Raw genomic sequence first — 25499 nt, 5'->3', positions numbered from 1 at the left:
CGGCCCCGTGCACATCGGGTCGGTCGGCGGTGGGCTGGACCCGTGGCTGTCCGGCTACGCCACCATGTCGCGGGTCCAGCCTGCAGACCCGGGGCGGAAGCCGACACGCTCGAAGTACTCGCGGTTCTGCGGCAGGGCGTCGACGACGAGCGAGCGCAGTCCGTGCGCCGCGAACACACCGCTGTGCCGGTACACGAACTCCCCGGGCGTGAAGTCGCGGAACCGCGGGGTCACGTAGTCCAGCTCGACCCGACCGACCCCGTCGCCCGCATCCCGCACGATGACGACGCCGACGGTCTCGTCCCCACGCTGCACCAGGAACGCCGTACCTCCGCCGTCAGCCGCGAACGACGGCTGGAACTTGGCGATGTCCTCGTGGTGCACCTTCAGCACGTGCCGCAGGTACGCGTCGTCGCCGTCGACCTCGACCACCGAGTAGACCGTCTCGTCGTGCCGCTCCCGCAGCAGCTTGACCAGCCAGTACACGTCGATCACGACGATCACGGCGTTCATGGCAGCGAACGGCCAGACCCCGATGATCGCGTTGTAGACGGTCGCCAGGAACGCGCCGACCAGGTTCAGCACGCGGAAGCGCAGAACGCGCGCCTGCATGAGGGACACGATGACCAGGGCCGATCCGACCCATCCGACGACCTCGAGCCAGTTCATGCTTGAGGTTATCGATGTCGCCGCTGTGCGCCGTGCTGGACGCGACGGGCCGGACCCACCATCTCAGGTCTCCTGGCCCCCGCCGGCGGGTGCGCTCGCGGCGACCGTCGGCCGAGAAGTCCGCTCAGGCCACGCCCTCGGCGGCGAGCGCGTCGGTGAGCAGCCCCACGAGGGCCTCGAGCTGGACGTCTGTCGATCCGGCACCGTCCTCGAGGTCCGCGCCGTCGAGGGCCCGGGCGGCCAGGCCCGCCTTGCTGTCGATCAGCTCGGCGATCTTCGAGTCGATGGTCTGCGCGGCGATGATCCGCCACGCGGTCACCGGCTGGTCCTGGCCGATCCGGTGGATGCGGTCGATCGCCTGGGTCTGCTCCGCGTCGGTCCAGGACAGCTCGGCCAGCACCAGGTTGGACGCGACCTGGAGGTTGAGGCCCACGCCCGCGGCCATCAGCGAGCAGACCGCGATCTGCACCTCGGGATCGTCCACGAACGCCGCGATGTTCTTGTTGCGCGTCCTGGTCGTCTGCTCGCCGCGGATCGAGGCGTACTTGATGCCCCGGTCAGCGAAGGTCTGCTCGGCCTGGTCCATCACGTCGACGTGCTTGGCGAAGAACACGACCTTGCCCACGTTCCGGGCGAGCTGCGCTGCGTAGTCGGCAGCGAGCCCCGCCTTGGCCTGGCCGATCCGACGCACCATCGTGAAGACGTTCTCGCCACCGGCCTTCGAGCTCGAGTCCTTGAGCTCGGCCGCCGCGACCTGACGCACGAGCTCGAGGTCGACCTCGCCCGCGGCGGAGTCGCCGCCGCGAAACTCCACGGCTGAGCGGTAGCGCCCGACCATCCGGCCTGCGAGCGCGGCCTCCGCTGCGCGGATCGAGCGGCCCACCGCCCCGTCGAGCTCGACGGGCAGGTCCGCCACCCGCCGGGCGGGGATGTCAGCGACCACGTCGACCTTGCGACGACGCACGATGCCCATGTCGATCACGCTGGCCCGCGCCGCGGTGTAGAAACCGGGGTCGGCGGGGGTGAGCCCGGTCTCCTCGAGCGCGGTCATGAGAGGGCCCAACGGCTTCTCGTCGTCGATCCACCCGAGGAACTGCCAGATCGCCCGGAAGTCCTCGATGTCGTTGATCAGCGGGGTGCCGGTGAGAGCCATCAGCAGCGGCCGGGCGGTGCGGGCCCGGATCCGCTCGGACAGCGTCAGGACGTGCTGCGAGCGCTGCGAGGTCTTGTTCTTGATAAAGTGCGCCTCGTCAACGACCATCCCCCGGAAGCCCAGGTCACCGAGCCACCCGACGTGCCGGTCGAGGAGCTCGTAGTTCACGATCACGACGTCCGCGAACCCGTCGACCCGGTCACCGTCGCCGTGGACCACGGTGGACCGACGGAACGGCGTCCACAGTCCGACCTCGTGCGCCCAGTTGGTCTTGACCACGTTGGGCACGACGACGAGCAGCGGGTAGGCGTCGGCCGCCTGCGCGGCGAGCAGCGCCTGAGCGGTCTTGCCGAGCCCGGGCTCGTCGGCGAGCAGGAACGTGCGATGGCCGCCGGCCGTGGCCGCGACGACCTGGGCCTGGTGCGGCATGAGCTCGCGACCGGGAGACACGGACAGCGAGCGAGGCTCCGGCAGCCGCATGCAGGCAGGGGCGCCCGTCGCGGCCCGCTCGAACGAGTTGAACAGCGGATCGAGCAGCTCCCAACCGGCGAGACGGCGCGCCTTGGCCGCCGTCCGCGCGGCCGCGGCCTCGTAGTCCGGAGCCAGGAACGGGTTCGCCAGCTGGCGGGAGATCACCGACCGGGGAACCACGCGCGGCGCGGTCTCGGTGACCGGCGCGGCGGCCACGACGGGCTCGGGCTCGTCCGGAGGCTCGAGCCCACCGGCGCGCATCAGCGTCGCCTTGTAGGCGCGCGCCGCGTCCGAGACTCGCGCCTCCTCGCCGAGCAGCTCCAGCAGCGACGTGTCCCGGGCGGCGGTCCTGGCCAGCATCGTCGCCACGCCGTCGAGCCGCTTGAGCTGCTCGGTGCGGCGCGACGTGCCCATCGTGGCGTCCGCCATCACGCGGGCCCGCTCCTCGCGCACCAGCAGAGCGACGACCTGGAACTTCGTGCGGACGGCAGGACGGGTCGGTGGTCGCTGCACCGCGCGGTCCACGTCGCGAGCGACCTCGGCGAGCACCGGGATGATCCCCTGCTCGGTGGGACGTGAGGCCGGACGGCGCTGGGCGCCCTGGTCCGTGCGCGCACCACCGGACCGGCGCTGGCTCGGTCGTGCCACATCTCCTCCTTCAGAGCATCCGCACCGCGATCGCGGCAGAGCGCACCGTGCGACCAGCGCACACCCGAACGCTCGGGCTCGTCACCGGTCCCGAACCGCCGGCCCGCCCGGCGCGCTCGGCCAGGGTGCGCGGTCGCGTGCGGCATCGCCGCGTACGCCGCCGCGGCGCCGTGCTCACGCCGTTGGCGACACACCGCCGGGTGCCCGTGAGAACCGCCGCGGAACGCGGATGCGGCCACACGTGGTCCCGACCTAGGTGGAGCCTACCGCTGGGCGCCCCGTAGACCGACTGGCGCGGGCCGACACACCGCGCACACGGGTGGACCCGACCTGCCGAACCCCCAGGGACTTCGAGCCACCTCGACCTCATGCCCCACTGACGATCAGCAGCTCGTTGCCCTCGGGGTCGGCCACCCGCCACCGACCCTCCGCTGCGTCAAGGACGCGGCCACCCGCTGCGACGGCCGTGGCGAGACGTGTCTGCGCGAGGTCCGACGGCACCGCGAGCTCGACATGGATGCGGTTGCGCTGACGGCGGCGCTCGGTCTCCGACGCGTCGATCTCCTGGAAGACCAGCACCGGGTTCACCCGCCGTGGGTCGTCGATGTCGCTCACCGCGGCTCGCCCGTCCGGGATGTACCCGAGTGCGGCGAGCCAGAACGCGCGGACCGCGGTGACGTCGGCAGCGTCGAGGAAGAGCTGCGCGAAGCGTGGCAGCCGCGGATCCGCGACAGCGCCGACCTCGCGGGCAGCGGTCTGAAGATCCTGCGCGAGGTCGGTGAAGTCGAGCGTCAGGCCGTGGACGTCGTCCTCCCACTGGTCCTTCCCGCTGTCGAGGATCACGAGCCCAGGGCGCAGGTCGATGAGCAACGGGAAGCCGGCGTCGCTCGCCAGCGTCGCGGCCGCGCGGGCCAGGTCGCGCTGCTGCTCCCGCGACGTGGTGCGGTAGCACGCCATCGCGCTGAACACAGCCTGCCAGTCGGCTGTCCCCGTCTGCTCGCTGAGCGCGTCGCCCGGCACCAGGTCGACCTCGTTGCCGTCCGGGTCGGTGTGACAGACCCCGTACGGTCCGAACGCCTCACCAAGATCCGCCTGCTCCACCGCTGCGGCCGGCCGCACCACGTCGAGGTGGATCCGGTTCCGCAGCGGCCGAGTCTCGGTGGACTGCCGGATCCGGATCGCAGGGTCGCGCCGCAAGGGATCCCTCAGATCGTCGCCCCGCCCAGGCACGTAGTCGAACGCCCGCTGCCAGAACGACCGCACCGCCGTCGGGTTCGCGGACTCGAGCACCACGCTCAGGTGCTGCAGGGCAGCGGGGTTCGCCACCAGTCCACGGTCCCGCACGGCCGCTGACACCGCCGCGGCGCCTTCGCCTCCGTCCAGGCGCACCCGCACGCCCGTCGCGCGTACGTCGACCACGGCCGCGTCCGACAGCTCCGCGACGCGCGCGGCCACCGCCGCCCCCTCGGTGAGCGACGGCGCGTCGAACCACGCCGTCACCACGCCATCGAGCACCCGCCAGTCCGTCCCGATCACGGCCATGCGGGCACTGTAGAACTCGCTCTGAGCGGTCGCCTCCGGACAATGACCGGGTCGTCGATCCCCAGGGGAAAGGCGGCGGGCTACGGATCGGTTTCCCGTCCGGAACGGTCATCCTTCCCCCACGTTCGACCAGCTCGCCGGGGCCGGGGATCGCGCTCCTCCGCGGCTTCGCCGATGGGCGGTGGATGTGCCGGTGCGCAAGCGACGACTCGTTCGAAGACCTCGCATGACGGGGCCCAAGCGGTCCGCCTCGGTCGCGCGCCGGCATTGCGCCGACGCCCAGGTCGCCTACGGCTTGCCAGTCCGTCATGAGCGACGGCCAACCGCAGCGGTTGCCGCGAGGGGGTTCCGACAGGGCTGGCGGTGAGCGACGACGTACTGACGCCGGCTGGGCGCCTTAGCCCGACCGTCGCGGCGCGCAGGTTGTCGCAGACCTGCAAGCGGACCCCTGGGCTGCGATTCGCCTTCAGTTCCGAACCAGGTCCGCCGATGACCAGTGCGAACGCCAACCTGAAGGGCAGCAGAGCCAGCCTGTGAACGAGATTCCGCACGACGGCGCGCCCCGTTCACCGTCTGGTCCTGTTCCCGAGCGCGTCGCGGACGAAGCCCGCACTGGCACAGAGATCGTCCCCGCACTCAGGCGGCAGGACCCCACGGTGTCTGGGCCTCCGGCGCCCGCGCAGACACCGAGTGGGGCACGCCGTCCGGCTGGTGGCATCCGGCAGTCCGTCGGGTACCAGAACACGCTCGTCCTGTTCGTCGTGGGTGTGCTCTGTGCAGCGGCTTGGTTCACCACGCACAGCCCGGTTTTCGATAGGCGCGTCGACCTGGGTGGCATCAGCGTTCCTGCGCCCCCCGCGCCAGGTCCGACGCCGGTGGGCACAACCATCCCCGAGAACGTCCTCAGAGCGATGGGGTTCCCCACGCCCGGATTCGAGGCGGGCACCGTTCCGCTCGGGCACCCGCCGCTCGTCGCTTCGATGTCGAGCTCGTACAAGTTCCTGCACGTCCAAGCCGACGGCATCACCCCGGTCTCGTGGGACCCGTGCCGCCCGATTCACTACGTGACACGGACCGCCGGCCACCACCTGGCGGCAACGACCTGATCGAGGCCGCGGCCTCGGCAGTGTCAGCAGCGAGCGGGCTGGTATTCGTCAATGACGGCGCCACCAATGAGAGCGTTCCGCTGCGCACCATCCGGCCGCTGTCCCAGCCAGCCCTGTACGGCGACCGGTGGGCCCCGGTCCTGATCGAGTGGGACACCGAGGCGCAGAACATGCGGCTTGCCGGCAACGTCGTCGGCGTTGGCGGACCGACACCGGTGTCCGTAGACGGGCAGCTACTGGTCAACGTCACGGGCGTTATCGAGCTCGACGTGGAGCAGGTCATGGACGCCCAGGCTTTCGACGGGCAGGGCGTCACGATCGTCATGCACGAGCTCGCGCACCTGGTCGGTCTGGACCACGTCGCCGACCCCACCCAGATCATGAGCCCTTCCGCGATGCCCGGCGTGAACACGTTCCAGGCGGGAGACCTGACCGGTCTGGCCCTGCTCGGCCAGGGGACCTGCGACCCACGGTTCTGATCAGGCTCTACAAGCGAAGAGCACGCCGCGCGACCGGCCAGCAACGAGCGGCGCACCAGAAACGCCAGTGCTGCGCGGGGGCGTCGTCGTAGGCGATCGCGCTGAGGTGGCCCCAGGTCGAGTGCCCGCGGCGCTGCCGCTATGCCGCCCGATCTATGGCTGCGATCCACTGATTCCGGTCACGTACTGGTAGCTCAAGGCCGTCAGACGCTCGTCCTCAATCTGCCAAGGCTGGATGAGCACCAGTTCGCCACCGTTGGCGACCGGCGGCGCCGTGGAACGGTCCAGTTCAATCCGGCGGACGACCGCGAGTGCGTTGTTGGGGTAGTGCATGCGATGCAGGTCGACCTCGTTCTTCGTGAGAACGACCGCGTCACCCGACGTCGTCGTCCCCTTCACCTCGACAAACAGACGCTCCTCGCCGCGCCGAACATCGAGGTCGAAGGATTCGTACGCACCGACGTCTTCGACGTGATAACCGAGCGCTTCCAAATGCTCCTGGGTGACACGTACGGCTCGCCCTTCGATGGCCTTTCGTTCCGCGGCCGAGGTCAAGAGCCCCCGACGAGGCACACGACCAGCAGCCTCGTCCGCTAAGACCTCCGCGTCGGCGAGCTCCGGCGCACGGTCGGCCGCCTCGGCATATGCGTAGCGGACGCCTGCATAAAAAGGGTCCCCCTGGGGGCTGGGAACGATGGCCTCGCCGTGTCGAGCGTGAGCCCGTAGATGCCTGTCAGCGTTCGAACGGGGTGTCAGCACGTTGACGGCCTTCGAGTCGGCATACAGCGAGCAGCGCAACCCGCCGATGACGGCGTACATCGCCGTGCGAGGGGGAACCGTCGTGAGTGGCTGATTGACCGGGCTCAGAGTCGCTGCGACGTCGCGCCCAAAGACCGCACTGATCGTCGCAGCGACCACGGCGGCGGCTGGGCTCAGGCCGGCCTGGGCGGGGACGCCAGCCTCAGCATCCTGGCGCGAGTCAAAGTACGTGGCCACGGGCTCACCGTACCGGCCGAGGGCCTGCGGGGCCGACGCGAGAATGAACGGCCTGGGATATCAGGAGAGCCAGCCCGAACCGGCGTCTACCTCATATGCGCGACGCCTAAAAAGGGCAAATGCCACGGCGAAGAGCAGGCTTGGCTCAGACCAACACACTGTGCGCCTGGGCAGATTCGAACTGCCGACACCCGCTTTAGGAGTTCGGCTTGGACGGGTCTGCACCGCGCTGGCCTGCGGAAACACACGCGAGTAATTCCCAGAGTGCATGGAATCCAATACGCGTGCTGACCATTTGCTGACCACGCTCGTTCGGCGGATTCCTCCGAACGTGGTCGTCGCCGCCCGACAAGCCCGATGATCGCGCCCCACACATGGGCCTAGGTGAATCTGCCGACTCAGTCGGAGTGCCCCGCACTGTTGCCCGACCGACGCGGCCCTCTAGCTGGTTCGCTTCGAGATCGCAGTGGCGCCGGAGCTCCGATGGCCGACGCCGGCTAGCGACCAGGCTGTAGCCGCAGGAACTCTCTACGAATCGCCGCGGCGCCGGCACCACTTCCGGGCGAGGCGAGAAGGAGACCGGCTGCATCGCCGACCGCGTCGCCATGCCGCGCCCTAGCGATCTCGACCAACTCGTCTAACGAGCAGGTCGAGAGTCGGGTGCCCGCCGCCAGTTCAAGCGACGTCACTCCGAGGGCGTACAGATCGCATGCGGGCGACCACTCCACCGGCAGCGACGGCAAGTAGCCCGCCGTTGACGACGAAGTCAAGACGGGGGCGCCAGCAAGAACCGCAATGTTGAAGTCGATGAGCACGGGACCGCGCCCCGGCACGATCATGATGTTCTCGGGCTTAATGTCTCGATGAATCTGGCCGTGGCGCGCCCGACCCCACTCTTCGAACTCTGTGCTACTCATCGACTCCCGCGACTCGAGCTTACGAGCGTAGTCGATTCGAGGGTGCATGGACTCGAGCGCCGACAGCACCTCCGCTATCCACCGGAACCAGTCACGAGTCGACGGCGCGGAGGCAGGCATGCAGTACTTGGAGGCATCCTTTCCTTCTAGGAACTCCATTATCAGGCAGGGTTCGCCGTCCGATGCTCGCAACGAATCCATGAATCGCACAATGCCGGAATGGGAGAGCGCCGAAAGAGCGTCAACCTCTCGCTGGAGAGCCGACAAGTGACCGCCACGCAAAACTTTCGCCGCAGCGACGGAGTCGCCCGCCCTGACCTTGTACACGTCGGCATACCCCCCGGACGCGAGGCATGATTCTACCCGCCACGGGCCGAGTTCTGAGCCCGAGGATAGGAGTCGGCTCGGCGCTATCCGAATTGACTGCAATTCTTTCCGTCGAATTAGGTGAGCATGAAGCTGTTGAATCGCTATCACCGGCGTATCGCCTGCGCCGATCAAGCCATAATGGCGCAGCCTCTCCGACTCACCCGGAAATATCTCAACGTATTCACGATATTGAAACAGTTGGCCAGAGGCGACCAACTCAAGGAGATCGAACTCGGTTCGGTACTGATCTTCGAGCGCTGCGACCATTTGATCAAGAATCGGAGCGGTTCGCCGTGCAAGCGTCGGCTCAAGTCTAGCTAGCGATGCATCGTTCAATAGCACGGGCGCAACGCGTCCGGCGTACGCGTCGTGGACTGTCGATCCAAGGGCCCTGAGGAGCGCCGGGTGGCCACCGCATTGGCTTCGCGCCCAAATCAAACTTGAGTTGTCAAAGTCTAGACCCATAGACGAACCCAGCGTTCGCAGGAGTCTGCCTGTGTCCTCGTTCTGTAGGGGCCCTAGATACTCCAGTTGAAGATAGTTGAACAGGGGGTTGTCTTCGTTGTTGATCAACCCGAGCTCGGCACACTGGGGACTCGTACCGCCTAGAACAAACCGTAGACGTCCGGGTTGCTGTTGGTCGAGGCCCCGGAGTAGGCGCCAGAAGCGAATAAATCCGCGTTCTTCTGCCGCCTCAAACATGCGTTCGATCTCGTCGATCAAGATGCAAACGCGCCTTCTCGACTTGCTAAGGATCACCATCACGTCGTGGGCGAACCATTCCCAGGTCGAGTCCGGACTGGGAATGTCCGAGAACGTGTCAAACTTTCCAAACAATCGAAAGTCACCCATCGACCGTATTGCACGATGGGAAGCGTATATGCTTTCACCCATCGCCCAGAGGGTGTATTCGGGCCGTCCGTTGATCGAGGTGGACCACTGCAGGTCCAGCCGGGCGACGGCAACCTTTCCGGAGTTGCGCAGTCGTTCGCCCAAACGATTGAGAAGGCTGGTCTTTCCGACCTTTCGAAGTCCGAAGACACCAATCTGATTCGTTCCGACCTCCACTTCGCTTACGAGCCGGTCAATGAGATCCCGGCGCCCAAAGAAGTCGGCGGCCAGGACTGCGGCACCCGAAACATCGAAGAGGTCTCTCGAATAAAGGTGGCGCGTTAGCAGCGCGTCAAGGCCGTTCGCCCGCAGCTCCTGAAGTGAGATGTGCACGAGACTAGAGTCCAGATCCGCCTCTGACTCGAGTACATTCCTCTCGTCCCGCTCATAGCGAGTGACCAGGATGGCAAATTGTCGACTCAGGCGAGTCCCGTTTTCCTCCATCACCTTGAATAGCACGTCGATGTCTTTCGCCTGGAACCGCCCGTATGTAGAGCACCAGAGGAGAACCTCTCGATCGAGACCGAAAAGTCGCTTGGCCGACTGGTTCGGTTTCAGGAAGAGGCCGAAAGTGTCACCGATCCGCAATTCCGCAGGCGTGGCATACGGGAATGGGACGTGGACGTACTCGATGCTGAATGAGGAGCGACTTATCGCTTCGACGACCTCGCCGCGCCGCCCTTTTCCATGCTCGGGATCATCCTGAAGGACGAAACGGCGGAGATCGCGGGCGTCAATCGTCACGAGTTGATCTTAGCGAGGGGACCACGACGACCCCGTACCCGTTCGGGTGAGCCGCGCTCGACTGCTGTCCGGGCCTCGATGCGAGGACAAGCTCGCCTGTAGGGGCCCGAGCCCGATGCGATTGCGGCGTGATGTGCCATACGGCAACGGCGTGAAGCGCCGTACGGCACTGTGCCCGCCCGGTCTCGCGGCGTTGATCGAACCTGGAAGCTGCGGGGGAAGAGCGCTAGCAGCGTGTCCCTCAGCGCTCCCCCGTCGCGGGCTGCGGCCCGTGATGAGCTGGCGCATCCCCCGCCACCTGCCCAGAAGCAGCCGACGTGAACGCGGGCGGCGCCACGCGGGCGCTCGGCTCGAATCCGACGGAATCTAGATAGGCTCGAATCGAAGCGGCGTACTCCGCACCATCCTCCAAATGCTCAGCGATGAGTTCCTCGATCGCCTCCTTTAGCGGTCCGTCCGCACGCGCCCAGTCGTGGACAAGGGAGTCCACACGCTCCACCGCGGCAACTCTCCGGTCTTGGAGCTCTAGCCTATGCAAACGAAGAATGCGAATTGTATCGGACGCGAGCTGGTCGCCAGGGCGAGCCCGGACCATTCCGAAGAAGTAGAGGAGATGGGCCTCCGGCGAATCCGTATACGGGTTCATTAGCGGATGCTCGTCGGAGTGGTAGTCGCCTTTGTACTGGTTGCACCGCGGGCAAGCCAGCGTAAGGTTGGCCCAGTCGACCACAAGTTCCGGAAAGAGCGACTTTGGCTTGATGTGCTCCACATGCGTCCACGCAACAGCCCCAACGCGACTCTCACAGTATGCGCACTTGTCACTCGTCTCCACGGCCAGCGAGGCGACGATGTCTCGTGCCTTCCACGGAACAGTGCGCCCTTCCGAAGCGATGTAGCTGCTCGTGAGCTCAGCCTTCTTATCGCGAATAGTAGCGGGGACGTCCGCCTTAGATAGACTGCGCATCAATCGCGCCCGCGCTCTTCGATGTAGGTGTCTGTTAGCCGCGTAACGGCACGAGGGAGCTCCGAGCTGAGTCCGGCTTCCTCCAATTCTCGCCGAAGAGACATCAGATTCGCAGAATCCGGAGCATTCTCTAGATGGCCGGCGAGGATAGCTTCATACTGGCTTAGGACCCACTCCGGCCTTGTGCTCTCCAGGCCCAGGACGTCGCGGAGAACGTCGTCTGCGGAGCCGGCCTTGTCGGAGCGATCAAGCAGGACAGCCTGGACGAGGCCCTCATCGTTGAACTTCAGCGCGTACACGTTGCTCTCCGCTACAGAGCTCACTATGAACGGGCTGTGACTCGCCACCACAAAGTTTGCGCCGGGGAACGCATCAAGGAGGTTCTGAAGCAGCGACCTCTGCAGACTGGGGTGGAGGTGGTTCTCCGGCTCATCGATCAGCACCGTGAACCTAGGGCTCCCCCAGGATCTCAGGAGGATCTGCCATGTGAGCTCCATGACTGCGCCAACTCCGCCCGAAACGCTGTCGATAGGGTATTCATCGCCCATCGTCGTCCGAACAATGACGTCCGGCGCGCGAACCACGAGATGCGAGAAAGCGAGTTCAGGGGGAAGCAACCTATGGAGCGCCGCCTGATAACCGTCCCAGATATCCCGTGCCGCAGCATTTGGCTGGACGGACGAGTTTCCCGGACCGTAGACGGCCGCGGCAACCAGGGACTCCTTCATTGTCTTGAACGCACTCTGGTCCGGTGGCAGGTACTCGTTGTAGTAGCGAGTCCGGTACTGCTCCACGTATGTGTCGAGCATACGTTCCGTTGCGTCAAACTGCGCGGGTATCGTCTTGAGTTGCGTATAGACCGTGGGTGTTCGAAACGCAGAGAGGTAGAGTCCCGCGAGGGTCGGCCACTGGCGCGTCGACGCAGGCACCACGTCATAGGTAGCGGACTCGAGTTTGGGAATGCCGATGGTGAGATCGGAGCCATCCGAGTACCTGACGGTACCGATGCTCGTCAGTTCGTCGCTGGGCCGGCTCGGCTGAGCTACGGTGGGCAGTTGCTCGCGCGGGTGCAGAATGTCGAGCTCGTAGTCGTCAGAAAATGTTCCGCCATCGCGCGATGCCTCGGGCAGTTCGGCGCGCCAGTCACTGAAGAAGTGTTCTCTTCCGGCTCGATCCCGTCGAGGCACGGCCGCAAAGACCGTTTTCCAACTGAAGTGTTTGGCAAGAATGCCGAGCACCGTGCTCTTACCCGTGCCGTTCGCGCCCGTAAGCACGGTCAGCCGACTCGAGAGGTCGAGATCGATAGTGCTGAACTGCCGCCAGCCCGTCAGCGTGATGCCAGCGAGAGTCGGGCTATCCTCCCCGTCTTCGGTCATGAGGCCCCTTTGTACCAGAGCCACCATCACCTTCACAGGGGCGCTGGCTTAGCTCCGGCGGGGCCCAGGGCAGCTGGGGGCGTCGCGGGGTAGGCCCACTGGCGGTGGCCGGCGCCAGTCACGTCATCGAGATCCGGTGATGCAAGAAGAGTCGGCCACGTGATCGATCGTCAGGGCGCCACCCAGTCGATCGGGTCGGGTTGGGCGACGAGGAGCGCTCATCCAGGACGATCGAACGGAGTGCGCCGACCCAGGCTCAGGTCGACCCAGACTCATAGAGTCATCGAGGCAACTGCGGCTGTTCTGGTGACGCGAGCTGGAACAACAGCGCCTCCACTGCCTGCATAGCATTCGCCGGGCGTGTGTAGTCGCCTGTGACCGTGACGGGCCCGGCCGGCAGGACCTCGCCGCGTCTCGGAGCGTTGCGGACGAAAGCCAGCCGCACGCGATCAGCTGCCTCGACGATGACCTCGACGCGTTCGTCGAAGTGGTACCCGGTTACTTCCGGTCGCGTGAAGAGAAGCATGAACATCGACGTGTCGGGCCGGACAGAAGACTCCCAACGGGGCCGGAGCATCTCCAAGAGAGTGACGTTGAAGCGAGCCGCTGCCGCGTCGAGGTCGGCATACCGATCAAGCGCCTTGTCCCACGCGTCACGGAGCTCTTCATTCGGCATCCGCACACGCTACGGCGCCGCAGCCCTGACATGCCCAACCCCACCACGAAGCCGTTGACCAGCTGACGGAGGCGGACGAGGGTCCAGCTCATGTACTCGGCCCTGGCTTTTTCCGGCGACGCGGACGACGTCGCCCAGGCAAGATTTCGGTACACACAGCCGGACAACGAGGCCCCCTCTGCTGTCGGCGTGAGCGGCGTCATCGGGCGGTCCGCGGACGTAGCGATCCACCCCGGAGCCGCGAGCCTGCGCTGACTCGCTGCACCCCATATCGCCGAACGAGACGCGGAACGCCGCATGAGAGCGCGCTGGCCTCGTCACCAGGTGACTAGGATCCAGTCGCCCGGTAGACCCCCGCGCGACAAGGCTCCGAGCGCAGCATCTCGGGCTTCGATCGGGTCCACTCCCGCGTAGACGCTCCACGCCACCTCCAGGAACGACCCGTCCTCGTCGTACTCGCGCACATCGAGACCGAGCACCACGCGCCCGGCGTTGGCCAGTTCACCGAGGACCGAAGCGGCATCGTCGACGTGCCAGGAAACCTCGCCGTTCTCCTCGGCCCGGGCACGGGTTTGCAGATCAGCGGGGAGCACCCCGAGGTCGTCTACAGGCATGATCGCGACGGTAGTCCCCGACGGGAAGCCGAGCTCCCTCCCCAACCGTGCAGTACTGGCGCTCCTCGCACCCCGCGCGCTCTCTCGAAATCTACGTCGCGTCTTACACACATTTCGGCGCACCTATCTGTAGGAGCACTCGCCCGAGTTGCTCCTCAGGAGGTGCTGGCGTGCTGTCGATGCACAAGCTGACCGTTGGCGACGGGTACGCGTACCTGACGCGGCACGTCGCGGCCGGCGACGCGGGGTTGTCCGCCGACGACTCGCTCACCGCGTACTACGAGCAGACGGGCAACCCGTCGGGACGGTGGATCGGCGGCGGGCTGGACGCCCTCGGCGACGGGCGGCTTAGGTCGGGCGCGGCCGTGTCCGAGGCCGCGATGACTGCGGTCTTCCGCGACGGGCGCAACCCTGTCACCCTCGAGCCGTTGGGTACGCCCTACAAGCAGATCGTGCCCGGCGAGGGCCGGCACACCGTCGCCGGGTATGACCTGACCTTCACGGCGCCGAAGTCGGACTCGGTCCTGTGGGGGCTGGCTGACGACCGGACGCGGACCGCTCTCTACGACGCGCACCGCGCCGCCTTGACCTCGGCCCTGAAGTTCGTCGAGCACTCGGTGATCCGGACGAGGGTCGGTGCGGCTGGCTGCCGGCAGGTCCGGACGCGCGGCATGGTCGCGGCCGCGTTCGATCACTGGGACTCCCGCGCCGGCGACCCTAACCTGCACACGCATGTCGTCGTCGCGAACAAGGTCCAGGGGCCCGACGGTGCGTGGCGGTCCGTGGACGGCCGGACGTTGCATGGCGCGGTCGTGACTGTTTCTGAGCTGTACGACGCGTTGCTTGCCGACGAGGTGTCACGGCGGCTGGGCGCGACATGGTCGTTGCGTGCCCGCGGGGAGCGTCGCAATCCCGCCTTCGAGGTCGACGGCGTCGGTGAGGACCTGCTGGCCGAGTTCTCCGGACGGTCGGAGCAGATCCATTGCGCCGAGCAGCGGTGGGCCGAAGAGTTCGCTGAGCAGCGAGGACGGGCACCTTCGCGCGTGGAGACGACGAGGGCGCGCCAGCATCTGACTCGCGAGACTCGGCCGCCGAAGGTCGTCCGCGCGCTGCAGGAGCTGCTGGCCGACTGGGCGAACCGTGCCCGCGCCCTGACCGGGGTCGAACCCGTCGATCTGGCCGCCCGCGCCTTGGCAGGCCGATACAGCCGTCCGCTGCGGGCGGGCGATGTCGGGCCGGAGGTTCGCGCCGCGATCGTCGCCCAGGTCCTCGAGGACGTCTCGACCCGCCGATCGGTGTGGTCGACCTGGAACCTCGGCGCCGCCGCCCTGCGCTCGTCCCTGGTGTTTCGGATGGCATCGCCAGAAGACCGGGTGCGGCTGACCAACACGATCGTCACCGAGGCCGGCAAGGCGTGCGTGCGGCTCGACGACGACACCGAACCGGCCCGCCGTCGCGTCGGGGAGGAGACATTCACTTCGCTCGAGCTCCTGCGGGCCGAGCGCACCCTGCTCGATGCCGCAGAAGCCACCGTGCCGCTCGGAATCCATCAGCTGGCCGGCCGACTCGCGGACCAGCGCATGGCACACCTGTCCGTCGACCAGCGCGAGGCCGCCAAGGCCGTTCTGCTCTCACCGCGGCAGCTCGCCGTCCTCGTCGGGCCGGCTGGCACCGGAAAGACCACGACGTTGGCTGCCCTGGCCGACGAATGGCGGCGGACCCGCGGAACGGTCATCGGCCTGGCCCCGTCGGCCAGCGCGGCCGCGACCCTCTCGGACGCTCTCGGTGCGCGGTGCGAGACCACCGCCAAGTGGATGTTCGAGTCCGTCGGCGACGCGGCGTTGCAGCGGGCGTTGCGGTACGCCGCACGCACGGCCGTAGTCGACGGCCCGACGGTGACGTACTCGGATCGCGTTGCCGCGAACGAGCGCCGCAACGCGCTGGCCGTCGACCAAGAGCAGTGGAGGTTCCGACGCGGGGACCTAGTCATCGTGGACGAGGCCTCGATGGCCGACACCCGGACCCTTGCCGCCCTGATCGACCAAGCCAGCGCCGCGGAGGCGAAGGTGCTGTTGGTCGGGGACCACCTGCAACGCGGAGCCGTCGACGCCGGCGGTGGTTTCGGGATGCTCGCCCGCCGCGGACCCACCGCCGAGCTGCGCACCCTGTGGCGGTTCAGCCAGCCCTGGGAAGCGCGCGCCACCCTCGAGCTGCGCCACGGCGACCCGGCCGCCCTGGACGCCTACATCCGGCACGGCCGGATCAGCCACGGCACCCACGACGACATGCTCGACGACGCCCTCACCGCAGCTCAAGACGCCGAGGCGAACGGCCGAGTCGTCCTCCTCGCGGCCGCGGACCGGCGCACCGTCAACGAGCTCAACGCCCGCACCCGCGCCGAACGCGTCCGCACCGGCGACGTTCGCACCACCGGCATCACACTGAGCGACGGACTGACCGGCGGCGTCGGGGATCGCATCGTGACCCGTCGCAACAACAGGCGGCTGCGCACCAGCGGCGGGTTCGTCCGCAACGGCGACCTCTGGCAGATCACCGCCGTCCTGCCCGACGGCGGCGTGCGAGTCCGGGCCGCCGGCGACGCAGCCGCCGAGTCGCTGCGCCTGCCTTCGGCGTACGTCGCCGAGAGCGTTGAGCTCGGCTACGCCACCACCACCGCCCGAAGCCAAGGTATGACCGTCGACGAGACCCACACGGTCATCACCGCTGGCATGGGTCGCGAGGACCTCTACGTCGCCGTCACCCGCGGCCGACACCTCAACCGGCTCTACGTCGCCACGGACCGACCCGACCCAGAGTGCCTTCCGAGCGGCGAACTCGACGGGCCTCGAGAGCTGCTCGACCGCGTCCTCGCCACGACGCACGGCGAAACGTCGGCCACCGAGACCTGGGCGGCCCATCACCCGGAGAGCCCAGAACCGCCGTTGCCCATCACCCGTCCACAGCCCGTCATCCCGCCGCTGCGTCCACAGATCACGCGCAGCCCGTTGACGCCCCCGACCAGCCCGAGTCCCGATGGACCTGTGCTGGAGCGGTGGTGACCGCAAGTCCGTCAACCCACGCAAGGAGACCGACCATGACGACAACGACGCAGTCCGAGACGACCGCACCCGCGATCACCGCCCGTCGGCAGTACTACCGCGTCAAGGACGCGGCCGCCGTCCTCGGGGTGCCGGTACGGACGCTCTACCACCTGGCCGAGACCGAGCAGATCCCCTGCCGGCGGCTCGGCACCGTCATCCTCATCCCGGCCTCGTGGGTCGATCGGGAGCCCGCGCAGCCGCGCCGACGCTGATGTCCGTCACCCGGCGGACGCTCCCCTCGGGAACGGTGACCTGGCGCGCGAAGGTCTTCTTCGAGCACCGGGTCATCGCCGAGAAGTCGTTCCAGCGCAAGACCGACGCCAGGCGCTGGGAGGCCGACCAGCTGGTCAAGCTCCAGAGCGGCACCTGGATCGACCCGACTCGCGGCCGGGTCTCGTTCGAGTCGCTCGCCGAGGAGTGGCAGGGCTCGAGGCAGCACCTCGCGGTCCGGAGCCAGGAGACGACGCGGTTCCTGCTCGACTCCTACGTCATCCCCCTGCTCGGACGCTTCCCGATCGCCGTCATCTCCGCGACGGACGTCGAGCGTGTGCTCACGGCGATGACGGTCCGCGGGCTGGCGACGGCCACCCGGCGGCGCGTCCTATCCGTCATCCGGCTGGTGCTCGACTACGCCGTGCGCGACCGACGGATCTCCGTCAACGTCGCCCGGTCGATCCCGCTGCCCAAGGGCACAACGAAGCGCGAGCCGCACTGGCTGCGCGCGGAGCAGCTGGGCAAGCTCGCCGACGCCATGCCGCCGAACTGTCGGCCGGTCGTGCTCTTCCTCGGCCTGGCCGGCTGCCGGTTCTCCGAAATGTGCGCCCTGCGCGTCGACGACGTCGTCCAGACGCCACACGGCCTCGGGGTGCGGGTCCATCGCGCAGCCCCGCAGTCGAAGAGGACCAGCGGCGCCATCTTCGGGCCGACGAAGACGCACCAGACCCGCACCGTGCCGGTCCCGCCCACGCTCGAGCCCTACGTCCGCGATCGGATCGAGAGCGCCCCGTCCGGCTCGTACCTGTTCCCGAGCCCGACGGGAGCGATCTGGACCAACACCAACTTCCGGGTCCGGTCGCGCTGGACGGAGGCGACCCAGTCGGTCGGTCTGGCCGGCACGACGATCCACGACCTCCGTCACACCGCCGCCTCGCTGCTCATCGCTGCCGGCGCCGATGTGAAGGCGGTCCAGATGATCCTCGGCCACGCCACCGCGACGATGACGATGGATCTCTACGGTCACCTCTTCTCGGAGGCGCCATGGGTGGCAATGGAACGGATGCCGACGTTTCCGGACCCGCAAGGAGGTGCCGATGCCTCCGACCCCCCGGTCGGCTGATGGCGATGAGACAGCCGCAACAGCCGTGTCGCGTCGTGCCGCCTTGATCTTCTCCTCATCGAAAACGCTCGTGGCGGCCCATACGAAGGCGCCGAACGGCTCTTCGGCGCGAGCGCGCGGCCGCCTCAATCCATGGACAGGATGTATCGAACGACCGCAAAGCCTCCGATAACTGCGAGCCCGAGCACCACGAGCACAGCGCCGACCATGAGAGCCCACTCGATGCGCTCGCCCCAGTTCGTCGCGACAACTTCGGGAGGCGCGACCCTCGGCTCCGGCGTCGGTAATGGCACTGCGAGCCACCGAGCTGCGTGATCCTGACTGCAGAAGATGACGTCGTGCCATTGCCAGTCGTCTACGTGACTACCCGGAACGCGCGGACGCGGCTGCTGCACCTCGAGTCCGAACCACTTCCGAGGGACGGGCGCGCCGCAGTAGTCACATGGGGACGGCTTCCCGTCCGGTGCAATGAAGTGCTCCGTCACGGACGAGAACGGTACTTGGTGACCCCCCCGCCGTACGAAGAAAATGCCTCCCGCGCGAAGCGCCCTCGGGTGGTTTGAAGGACTTGTGCGATTCGGTCCTCACACGCCGACGCGTGCGCGGGCTCGCTGCCGACGTGAGCCTTTGACGACTGCAGCGGATCGCTGCTGGAGGTGTGCCGTGCCTTTGGGGCGAACCCAGTCAGGGTCGCTGTCCCACGGTGGCTTCCGGCCGTGGACCGGCTTTCCCGTGAGGTGCCAGCCGTCGCACACGTCGCACGGATACACACGCACCGGCAGCCGGGCCGGCTCGCCCTTCTGCTTGGCCTTCTCGCGGATGCTGGCCAGGGCAAGGCGGGCTGCTGCTTGGTCCGCGTGGAACGCCTTGTCGCAGGTTCGCATCGCCTCAGTTTCCAGCACTCGTGCCACCGGCAGGGCTGCCCACGAAAGGACTGCTGACCACATGCTGACCACGAACCGGACATTGCGGTCGCAACCACCACACCAGTCGCACCTCAGATCGCGCTGACCTGGAAAAACACTTGTGCGCCTGGGCAGATTCGAACTGCCGACACCCGCTTTAGGAGAGCGGTGCTCTATCCCCTGAGCTACAGGCGCGAGCACCCTCGAGGAGGCCCACGAAACGCAGGAAGCCTACCGGAGCATCGGTCAGGTGCGACGAGCCCTACGTGGTGCCCCGCAGGATCGACGACATCTTCTTCCCGCGGGCGACCTCGTCGACGAGCTTGTCCATGTAGCGGATCTGCTGCATGAGCGGGTCCTCGATCTCCTCGACGCGGATCCCGCAGATCAGACCGGTGATCAGCGGCGTGTTCGGGTTGAGACCAGGTGCCTCGGCGAAGAAGTCTTCGAGCGTCACCTCGTTGGCGATCGCCTTCTCCATGCTGACCTCGTCGTACCCGGTGAGCCAGGTGATGACCTCGTCGACCTCGTCCTTCGTGTGGCCCTTGCGCTCCACCTTGGCCAGGTAGAGCGGGTAGATGCTCGCGAAGCTCATCGCGAAGATCCGGTGCCCAGCCATTGTCTGCGCCCTTCCGAAGGTGTACACCGACAGCGGGAAGAGCCTACTCGGGCGCAGCAGAGCAGCCTGAGGCGGACGACACGACGCGGCGCCCACCAGAGTCCGAATGGACCTGCATTGCCCCCGTGTGGACCGGTAGCGTCCGGGGGCAGCCATCCACAGACACCTCACAAGGAGACAAGCATGAGCGAGCCCAACCCGAGCGGTGCCGAGCGATCGATGCCTGTTGCACCGCAGTACCAGGTGCAGCCCAGCAACGTCGCTCCCGTGGAGCGTCCGTCGTCCGTCACACGTGCGGTGCAGCTGATGTACGCCGGTGCTGCGCTGAGCCTCATCGGCATCGTGGTCGCGTGGGCCACGAAGAACCAGCTGCGCGACACGCTCGCGGAGTCGAGCCCGAGCTTGACACCGGCTGACGTGGACACCGCGGTGACCATTGCTCTGGTGTCCGCGACGGTCGTCGGTCTGATCGCCGTCGGCCTCTGGCTGTGGATGGCTGCGGCGAACGGTGCCGGCAAGTCGTGGGCACGCATCGTCGCGACGGTGCTCGGCGGTCTGGGCGTGGTCAGTACGCTGTTCAGCCTCAGGAGCGCGACGGGCACCTCGATCGCGCTCAACCTGCTGTCGCTGGTGCTCGCCGTCGCCATCTTGGTGCTGCTCTGGCTCCCCGCGTCCTCCGCGTACTTCCGGGCACGGTCCGCGTCCAGGCTGTGACGCTCGCTCGTCGGGCGGGCACCCGCCCGCCCGACGAGGCCGGGCCGAGAGGCGCAGCGGGAAGACCGCACCGGCGCCCTCCACGGTGGCCGCGCATCTTGAGCCCGATCGCGCTTGGCGTGGCAGGATCGCCGGATGACGACGGAGCAGGCGGCGCCGCAGGGGGCGCCTGACGTGACCACCAACGCCGACAACACGCAGCTGTGGGTCGAGCGCACCGGTGTGCGCCGCTACACGGGGCGCAACTCCCGCGGTGCGGAGGTGCTCATCGGCAGCGTCGGCGACGAGGCGTCGTTCAGCCCGGGAGAGCTGCTGAAGATCGCACTCGCGGGCTGCAGCGGGCTCGCGTCCGACTCGGCTCTGCGGCACCGCCTCGGCGACGACGTGGACGTGACCATCCATGTGTCGGGCATGGCGGACGACGAGCAGGACCGCTATCCCGCGCTCCTCGAGGAGCTGGTGGTCGACCTCAGCGCGCTGGACGCTGCGGCGCGGGACCGACTGCTGACCGTGGTCCACCGATCGATCGAGCAGCACTGCACCGTCGGTCGCACCCTCGAAGCCGGTGCGACCGTGCAGCTGACGGTCACCGGGGAGCGCTGAGCCCGTGGCAGGCGTCGTCGACGCTGCGCTCGCGAAGGCGGTGACCATCCCGTCGTCGACCATCCACGCCCACGTGGACTCTCTGCGACGGCACAACCCCGAGGCGAGCCCCGAAGAGATCATCCGACTCCTCGAGAAGGAGTACCTGCGCGTCGTGCAGGCCACCGGCGGGGCCGTCGGGGCCGTCGCTGCGGCCCCCGCGGTCGGTACCGGGGTCGCTCTGGCCCTGACCGCGAGCGACATCGCCACGTTCTTCGGGGCGTCCGCCGCGTTCGCGCTCGCCGTCGCGTCGGTGCACGGCATCGAGGTGGAGGACGCGGACCGTCGCACGGCTCTGCTGCTCACCACGATCCTCGGCGAGAACAAGGGCATCGTGATCACGGACGGCGCCGAGCTGACCTCGGTCAGCGTCGCGCGCGCCTTGCTCACGCGGATGCCGATGGCCACCGTGCGCAAGGTGAACACGACGATGACGCGCCGGTTCGTGCGCACGCAGCTGGGCAAGCAGACCGGGCTCGCGATCGGCCGAGTCATCCCGTTCGGCATCGGTGTCGTCATCGGCGTCGCGGGTGCCCGCGGGCTGGGGCGCACCGTGATCGACGGTGCCCGCAAGGCCTTCGGTCCTCCACCCGCCGCGTTCGCCCGCGTCTACGAGATCGCAGGCGCCGGCAGCTCGCCTGCGATCCTGCCCGCTCCCTCGCGCCGGCTGCCCCGCGGCCGCAAGGCCCGGCGTGCCCTCACGTCGGTGCCCGACCAGCCGACGGCGCCGTCCGCAGAGGACCTCTAGGTCACCAGCGGTCGTGCACGTGCGTCCGGATGGCGCCGTCGTAGATCCCCCTCAGGCCGTCGAGCGTCTCCTCGTCGATCGGTGCGAGCGCCGCGGCCGCCGCGTTCGCGCGTGCCTGCTCCGGCGTCCGCGCTCCGGGGATCACGACAGAGACCCCGGGCTGGTCGACGATCCAGCGCAGGGCCAGCTGTGCGGTCGACGCCCCGGCCGGTGTCAGGGTCGCTACCTGACGTGCGGCGGCGACGCCGACCTCGAACGGCACCCCGGCAAAGGTCTCCCCCACGTCGAACGCGTCTCCGTGCCGGTTGTAGGAACGGTGGTCGTCTGCGGCGAACTGGGTGTGCTCGTCGTACGTGCCCGACAGCAGCCCGCTGGCCAGGGGCACACGCGCGATGATCCCGACACCGCGCTCCTGCGCGACGGGGAGCACCTCGTCGAGCGGCTTGCGGCGGAACACGTTCAGGATGATCTGCACGGTCGCGACGTGGGGCCGGATGATCGCCTCCAGCGCCTCGTCGACCGTCTCCACCGAGACGCCGTACGCGGCGACCCTGCGCTCCTGCACGAGCGTGTCCAGCGCGTCGTACGTCGACTCTCGGCGGTAGACCTCGCTCGGCGGGCAGTGCAGCTGGACCAGGTCGAGCGTGTCCACACCGAGGTTCTCGCGGGAGCGGTCGGTCCACGCACGGAACGCGTCCAGCGTGTAGGCGGCGGTCGTGTGCGGGTCGGCCCGGCGACCCATCTTCGTCGCGACGGTCAGCTCGCCGTGCTCGCCCTCGGCGAGGAACCGTCCGATCAGACGCTCGGAGCGCCCGTCGCCGTACACGTCGGCCGTGTCCAGGAACGTCACGCCCGCGTCCACCGCGGCTGCCAGGACCGACAGGGCGACGTCGTCGTCGACGGACCCCCAGTCCGCGCCCAGCTGCCAGCAGCCGAGCCCCACCACACCGACACTCCGACCCGTACGTCCCAGCTGCCTGCTCTCCATGCCGCCGACGCTACCGGGGTCCACGATGGGGGCATGACAACAGACGCCGTGGTGCGCGCGTTCCCCGTCGACGCGTCGACCGCGTGGGCGCTCGTGGCCGACGCACGCAACCACGGGCGCTGGATACCCCTGACGCGCGTCGGCCTGGACACGGCCGCCCCGGAGGTGGGTTCGGTGATCACCGCGGTGTCGGGACCGCTCGCGCGCCGCGGTGCGCCCGGGCTCGCCGACGTCATGCGGGTCGACCGGTTCGACCCGCCGACGGAGACGCGCACCGGCGTTGCGGAGTTCACCAAGATCGGTCACGTGCTGAAGGGGACGGCGAGCATCGTCGTGGTGCCGGCGGGTCGCACGTCGTGCCGCGTGCTGTGGTCGGAGCACGTCTGGCTGGCGGGGCCACTGCCTCGACGGCTCACCGCGCTCGCGATGCGTCCGTTCCTCGGGGGCATGGTGCGGTACGCGCTGATGCGAGCCAGCAGCGAGGCCCGCGCAATGAATCACCACTGACCACTTCCTCAACGCAATGGATCGCGCCCTGGTGCGCACTACGAGGTCCGACCGTTCGCCCGTACCGGCTCGTACCCTCGTGGGAACGACACGCCACGAGGAGCCACCCCATGCCCCCCATCGCCCCCGGACGTACCGACCGCCACTACCTGATGTGCGAACCCGTGCACTACACGGTGTCCTACGAGATCAACCCGTGGATGGACAAGACCAAGCACACCGACGCCGGTCTTGCGGTCCAGCAGTGGCGACGCCTGCGTGACACCTACCTCGACCTCGGCCACACGGTCGAGACGATCGAGCCGCTCGAAGGCCTGCCGGACATGGTCTACGCGGCCAACGGCGCAACGGTCGTCGACGGTGTCGTCTACTCCGCCCGCTTCCGGTACGCCGAGCGCGCCGCTGAGGGCCCCGCGTACCAGAAGTGGTTCGCGGACCGCGGCTACGTCACCCACACAGCAGCCGAGACCAACGAGGGCGAGGGCGACCTGCTCGTCGTCGGCGACCTGATCCTGGCCGGCACCGGGTTCCGCACCGACCGGATGGCGCACGCCGAGGCCCAGGAGCTGTTCGGCCGCCCGGTCGTGTCCCTCGAGCTCGTGTCGCCGCACTACTACCACCTGGACACGGCGCTCGCGGTGCTGTCGAGCACGTCGCAGGACCCTCAGATCGCCTACTACCCGCCTGCCTTCTCCTCCGGGTCTCGCGCGGTCCTCGAGCAGCTCTTCCCGGACGCGATCCACGCGACGTCCGACGACGCCCGTGCGCTCGGCCTGAACGCCGTGTCCGACGGCTACAACGTCGTCGTCGCACCCGGCGCTGTCGACCTTGCGGCGGCTCTCACCGAGCGCGGGTACAACCCGATCCCCGTGGACACCAGCGAGCTGCTCAAGGGCGGCGGCGGCGCCAAGTGCTGCACGCTCGAGATCCGCGCAGGCCGATGACGCTCACCCCGGTAGCCGCTGCGCCGGCGTCGACCTCGTCGTCGGAGTCGTCGGCCGTCCTCGCGCACAACTACCACCCGTTGCCCGTGACGCTGGTCGACGGGCTCGGGTCCTGGGTGACCGACGTCGACGGACGCCGCTACCTCGACCTGCTCTCCGGCTACTCGGCGCTCAACTTCGGGCACCGTCACCCCGCACTGACGGCCGCGGCGCACGCCCAGATCGACCGGCTCACGCTCACGTCGCGCGCGTTCGACCACGACCTGCTCGTCCCGTTCGCGGAGGCGCTGGCCGGCCTCGTCGGCCCGCTCGTCGCCGGACCGCCGATGGTGCTGCCGATGAACACGGGCGCCGAGGCGGTCGAGACCGCGATCAAGGCCGCGCGCAAGTGGGGCCACGAGGTCAAGGGCGTACCCGACGGCCAGGCGACGATCATCGTGGCCGACGGCAACTTCCACGGCCGGACGACGACCATCGTGTCGTTCTCCACCGACCCCGACGCGCGTCGCGGGTTCGGCCCGTACACGCCGGGCTTCCGCATCGTCCCGTACGGCGACGCGCTGGCGCTCGCGTCCGCGATCGACGAGACGACGGTCGCGGTGCTGATCGAGCCGATCCAGGGCGAGCAGGGGGTCGTCCTCCCGTCGGAGTCCTACCTGCCGGCGGTGCGCGCCGCGTGCACCGCCGCCGACGTCCTCCTGATCTGCGACGAGATCCAGTCGGGGCTGGGCCGCACGGGCACCACGCTCGCGTCCGAGCTGTGGGGTGTCCAGCCGGACCTGGTGACCCTGGGCAAGGCGCTCGGCGGCGGCGTGCTGCCCGTGTCCGCCGTGGTCGGCAGGTCAGACGTGCTGGGCGTCCTGACGGCGGGCACCCACGGGTCGACGTTCGGCGGCAACCCGCTCGCGTGCGCCGTCGGGCTCGCGGTCGTCGACCTGCTGTCCGACGGGTCGCTGCAGGCGTCGGCGACAGCTCTGGGCGCGCACTGGGGTGCACGGCTCGACGCGCTGGTGGACGAGGGCCTGCTGGCCTCGGTTCGTCGCGCGGGCCTCTGGGCGGGGCTCGACGTCCCCCGAGCGTCCTCGGACCCGGGCAGCCCGACCACGGCGCGCTCCACGTCGGGACCCGTCGACGGCCGCGACCTCTGCGAACGCCTGCTGGCCCTGGGCGTGCTCGCCAAGGACACTCACGGGTCGACGATCCGGCTCGCGCCGCCGCTGACGATCACCGAGAGCGACCTCGACCTGGCAACCGATCGCCTGGAGCACGCCCTGCGCTGACGGCTACCGCGGCCGTCCGCGCCCGCGTGGCCCCTGACCCGCGCGGGCGCGGACCTTTGTGGCAGGGCGTCCGCGCGGGTCGGGTGTCACACCCGCGGGG

The 25499-nt window shown here is 68.4% G+C and carries 22 protein-coding genes and 1 tRNA gene; 11 read left to right on the top strand and 12 right to left on the bottom strand.

Annotated features, from left to right (window positions below; translation table 11 throughout):
- Nucleotides 1–54: 54 nt before the first annotated feature.
- From N553_RS23010 to N553_RS0115405, 3 genes are all read right to left on the bottom strand, one after another.
- Nucleotides 55–669, bottom strand: coding sequence for a YgjV family protein (locus N553_RS23010; protein WP_034622844.1), 615 nt, complete (start codon nucleotides 667–669; stop codon nucleotides 55–57).
- A 124-nt stretch (nucleotides 670–793) separates the two neighbouring features.
- A complete protein-coding gene (locus tag N553_RS0115410; protein ID WP_028047279.1) occupies nucleotides 794–2941 on the bottom strand; it encodes a DEAD/DEAH box helicase in 2148 nt (715 codons plus the stop codon).
- A gap of 366 nt (nucleotides 2942–3307) precedes the next feature.
- Entirely contained in the window at nucleotides 3308–4483 is a 1176-nt protein-coding gene (locus tag N553_RS0115405) for a VOC family protein (RefSeq protein ID WP_028047278.1), read from the bottom strand.
- 875 nt (nucleotides 4484–5358) lie between these two features.
- Between N553_RS0115405 and N553_RS24410 the strand changes: the two genes are divergently transcribed.
- Nucleotides 5359–5589: a hypothetical protein gene (locus N553_RS24410; protein ID WP_156043865.1), complete on the top strand. Its 231-nt coding sequence runs from the start codon at nucleotides 5359–5361 to the stop codon at nucleotides 5587–5589.
- A 20-nt stretch (nucleotides 5590–5609) separates the two neighbouring features.
- Entirely contained in the window at nucleotides 5610–6068 is a 459-nt protein-coding gene (locus tag N553_RS24405; RefSeq protein WP_051640235.1) for a matrixin family metalloprotease, read from the top strand.
- A 153-nt stretch (nucleotides 6069–6221) separates the two neighbouring features.
- Here N553_RS24405 and N553_RS24400 read toward each other — a convergent pair whose 3' ends face one another.
- From N553_RS24400 to N553_RS0115365, 6 genes are all read right to left on the bottom strand, one after another.
- On the bottom strand, nucleotides 6222–7064 hold the full coding sequence (locus tag N553_RS24400) for a protein NO VEIN domain-containing protein (protein WP_028047277.1): 843 nt from the start codon (nucleotides 7062–7064) through the stop codon (nucleotides 6222–6224).
- Between the two features lie 497 nt (nucleotides 7065–7561).
- Complete coding sequence (locus N553_RS25135; RefSeq protein ID WP_156043864.1) at nucleotides 7562–9985, bottom strand: serine/threonine-protein kinase; 2424 nt, start codon at nucleotides 9983–9985, stop codon at nucleotides 7562–7564.
- 241 nt (nucleotides 9986–10226) lie between these two features.
- Nucleotides 10227–10949 (bottom strand): HNH endonuclease, encoded by a 723-nt coding sequence (locus N553_RS25930; RefSeq protein ID WP_081844675.1) that lies wholly within the window; start codon nucleotides 10947–10949, stop codon nucleotides 10227–10229.
- Entirely contained in the window at nucleotides 10949–12325 is a 1377-nt protein-coding gene (locus N553_RS0115380) for an AAA family ATPase (RefSeq protein WP_156043863.1), read from the bottom strand. Before N553_RS0115380 ends, N553_RS25930 begins: the two co-directional genes overlap by 1 nt.
- Before the next feature lie 280 nt (nucleotides 12326–12605).
- On the bottom strand, nucleotides 12606–13001 hold the full coding sequence (locus tag N553_RS0115375) for a hypothetical protein (protein ID WP_028047273.1): 396 nt from the start codon (nucleotides 12999–13001) through the stop codon (nucleotides 12606–12608).
- A 317-nt stretch (nucleotides 13002–13318) separates the two neighbouring features.
- Complete coding sequence (locus tag N553_RS0115365; RefSeq protein WP_156043862.1) at nucleotides 13319–13615, bottom strand: hypothetical protein; 297 nt, start codon at nucleotides 13613–13615, stop codon at nucleotides 13319–13321.
- A 179-nt stretch (nucleotides 13616–13794) separates the two neighbouring features.
- Here N553_RS0115365 and mobF point away from each other — a divergent pair, with 179 nt between their 5' ends.
- Genes mobF through N553_RS0115350 form a run of 3 tightly spaced genes read left to right on the top strand, consistent with a single transcriptional unit; the run spans nucleotide 13795 to nucleotide 18052 of the window.
- Nucleotides 13795–16674, top strand: coding sequence for a MobF family relaxase (gene mobF, locus N553_RS0115360; protein ID WP_034622986.1), 2880 nt, complete (start codon nucleotides 13795–13797; stop codon nucleotides 16672–16674).
- A gap of 35 nt (nucleotides 16675–16709) precedes the next feature.
- A complete protein-coding gene (locus tag N553_RS0115355) occupies nucleotides 16710–16928 on the top strand; it encodes a helix-turn-helix domain-containing protein (RefSeq protein WP_028047270.1) in 219 nt (72 codons plus the stop codon).
- The gene (locus N553_RS0115350) at nucleotides 16928–18052 is read left to right on the top strand and encodes a site-specific integrase (protein ID WP_028047269.1); all 1125 of its coding nucleotides are present in this window, start codon (nucleotides 16928–16930) and stop codon (nucleotides 18050–18052) included. Before N553_RS0115355 ends, N553_RS0115350 begins: the two co-directional genes overlap by 1 nt.
- Before the next feature lie 1027 nt (nucleotides 18053–19079).
- Here N553_RS0115350 and N553_RS0115340 read toward each other — a convergent pair.
- Nucleotides 19080–19152, bottom strand: a tRNA-Arg gene (locus N553_RS0115340).
- Between the two features lie 67 nt (nucleotides 19153–19219).
- Nucleotides 19220–19576: a DUF2200 domain-containing protein gene (locus N553_RS0115335; RefSeq protein WP_028047268.1), complete on the bottom strand. Its 357-nt coding sequence runs from the start codon at nucleotides 19574–19576 to the stop codon at nucleotides 19220–19222.
- Nucleotides 19577–19759: 183 nt separating this feature from the next.
- Between N553_RS0115335 and N553_RS24395 the strand changes: the two genes are divergently transcribed.
- The 3 genes from N553_RS24395 to N553_RS22985 all read left to right on the top strand — a co-directional run bounded on the left by N553_RS24395 (nucleotide 19760) and on the right by N553_RS22985 (nucleotide 21680).
- Nucleotides 19760–20290 (top strand): hypothetical protein, encoded by a 531-nt coding sequence (locus tag N553_RS24395; RefSeq protein WP_028047267.1) that lies wholly within the window; start codon nucleotides 19760–19762, stop codon nucleotides 20288–20290.
- A gap of 135 nt (nucleotides 20291–20425) precedes the next feature.
- On the top strand, nucleotides 20426–20893 hold the full coding sequence (locus N553_RS0115325) for an OsmC family protein (protein ID WP_028047266.1): 468 nt from the start codon (nucleotides 20426–20428) through the stop codon (nucleotides 20891–20893).
- A 4-nt stretch (nucleotides 20894–20897) separates the two neighbouring features.
- A complete protein-coding gene (locus tag N553_RS22985) occupies nucleotides 20898–21680 on the top strand; it encodes a hypothetical protein (protein ID WP_034622839.1) in 783 nt (260 codons plus the stop codon).
- Between the two features lies 1 nt (nucleotide 21681).
- Here the strand turns inward: N553_RS22985 and N553_RS0115315 are convergent, their stop codons facing one another.
- On the bottom strand, nucleotides 21682–22668 hold the full coding sequence (locus N553_RS0115315; RefSeq protein ID WP_028047265.1) for an aldo/keto reductase: 987 nt from the start codon (nucleotides 22666–22668) through the stop codon (nucleotides 21682–21684).
- A 33-nt stretch (nucleotides 22669–22701) separates the two neighbouring features.
- Between N553_RS0115315 and N553_RS0115310 the strand changes: the two genes are divergently transcribed.
- The 3 genes from N553_RS0115310 (at nucleotide 22702) to rocD (ending at nucleotide 25399) form a co-directional block, all read left to right on the top strand.
- A complete protein-coding gene (locus N553_RS0115310; protein WP_028047264.1) occupies nucleotides 22702–23175 on the top strand; it encodes an SRPBCC family protein in 474 nt (157 codons plus the stop codon).
- A gap of 110 nt (nucleotides 23176–23285) precedes the next feature.
- A complete protein-coding gene (ddaH, locus tag N553_RS0115305; protein ID WP_028047263.1) occupies nucleotides 23286–24119 on the top strand; it encodes a dimethylargininase in 834 nt (277 codons plus the stop codon).
- Nucleotides 24116–25399 (top strand): ornithine--oxo-acid transaminase, encoded by a 1284-nt coding sequence (rocD, locus tag N553_RS0115300; protein ID WP_028047262.1) that lies wholly within the window; start codon nucleotides 24116–24118, stop codon nucleotides 25397–25399. Before ddaH ends, rocD begins: the two co-directional genes overlap by 4 nt.
- The last annotated feature ends 100 nt before the right edge of the window (nucleotides 25400–25499 follow it).

It is taken from the genome of Cellulomonas sp. URHE0023 (assembly GCF_000688475.1).
Lineage (GTDB): Bacteria > Actinomycetota > Actinomycetes > Actinomycetales > Cellulomonadaceae > Cellulomonas.
This window is presented reverse-complemented; position numbering and strand designations above follow the sequence as displayed.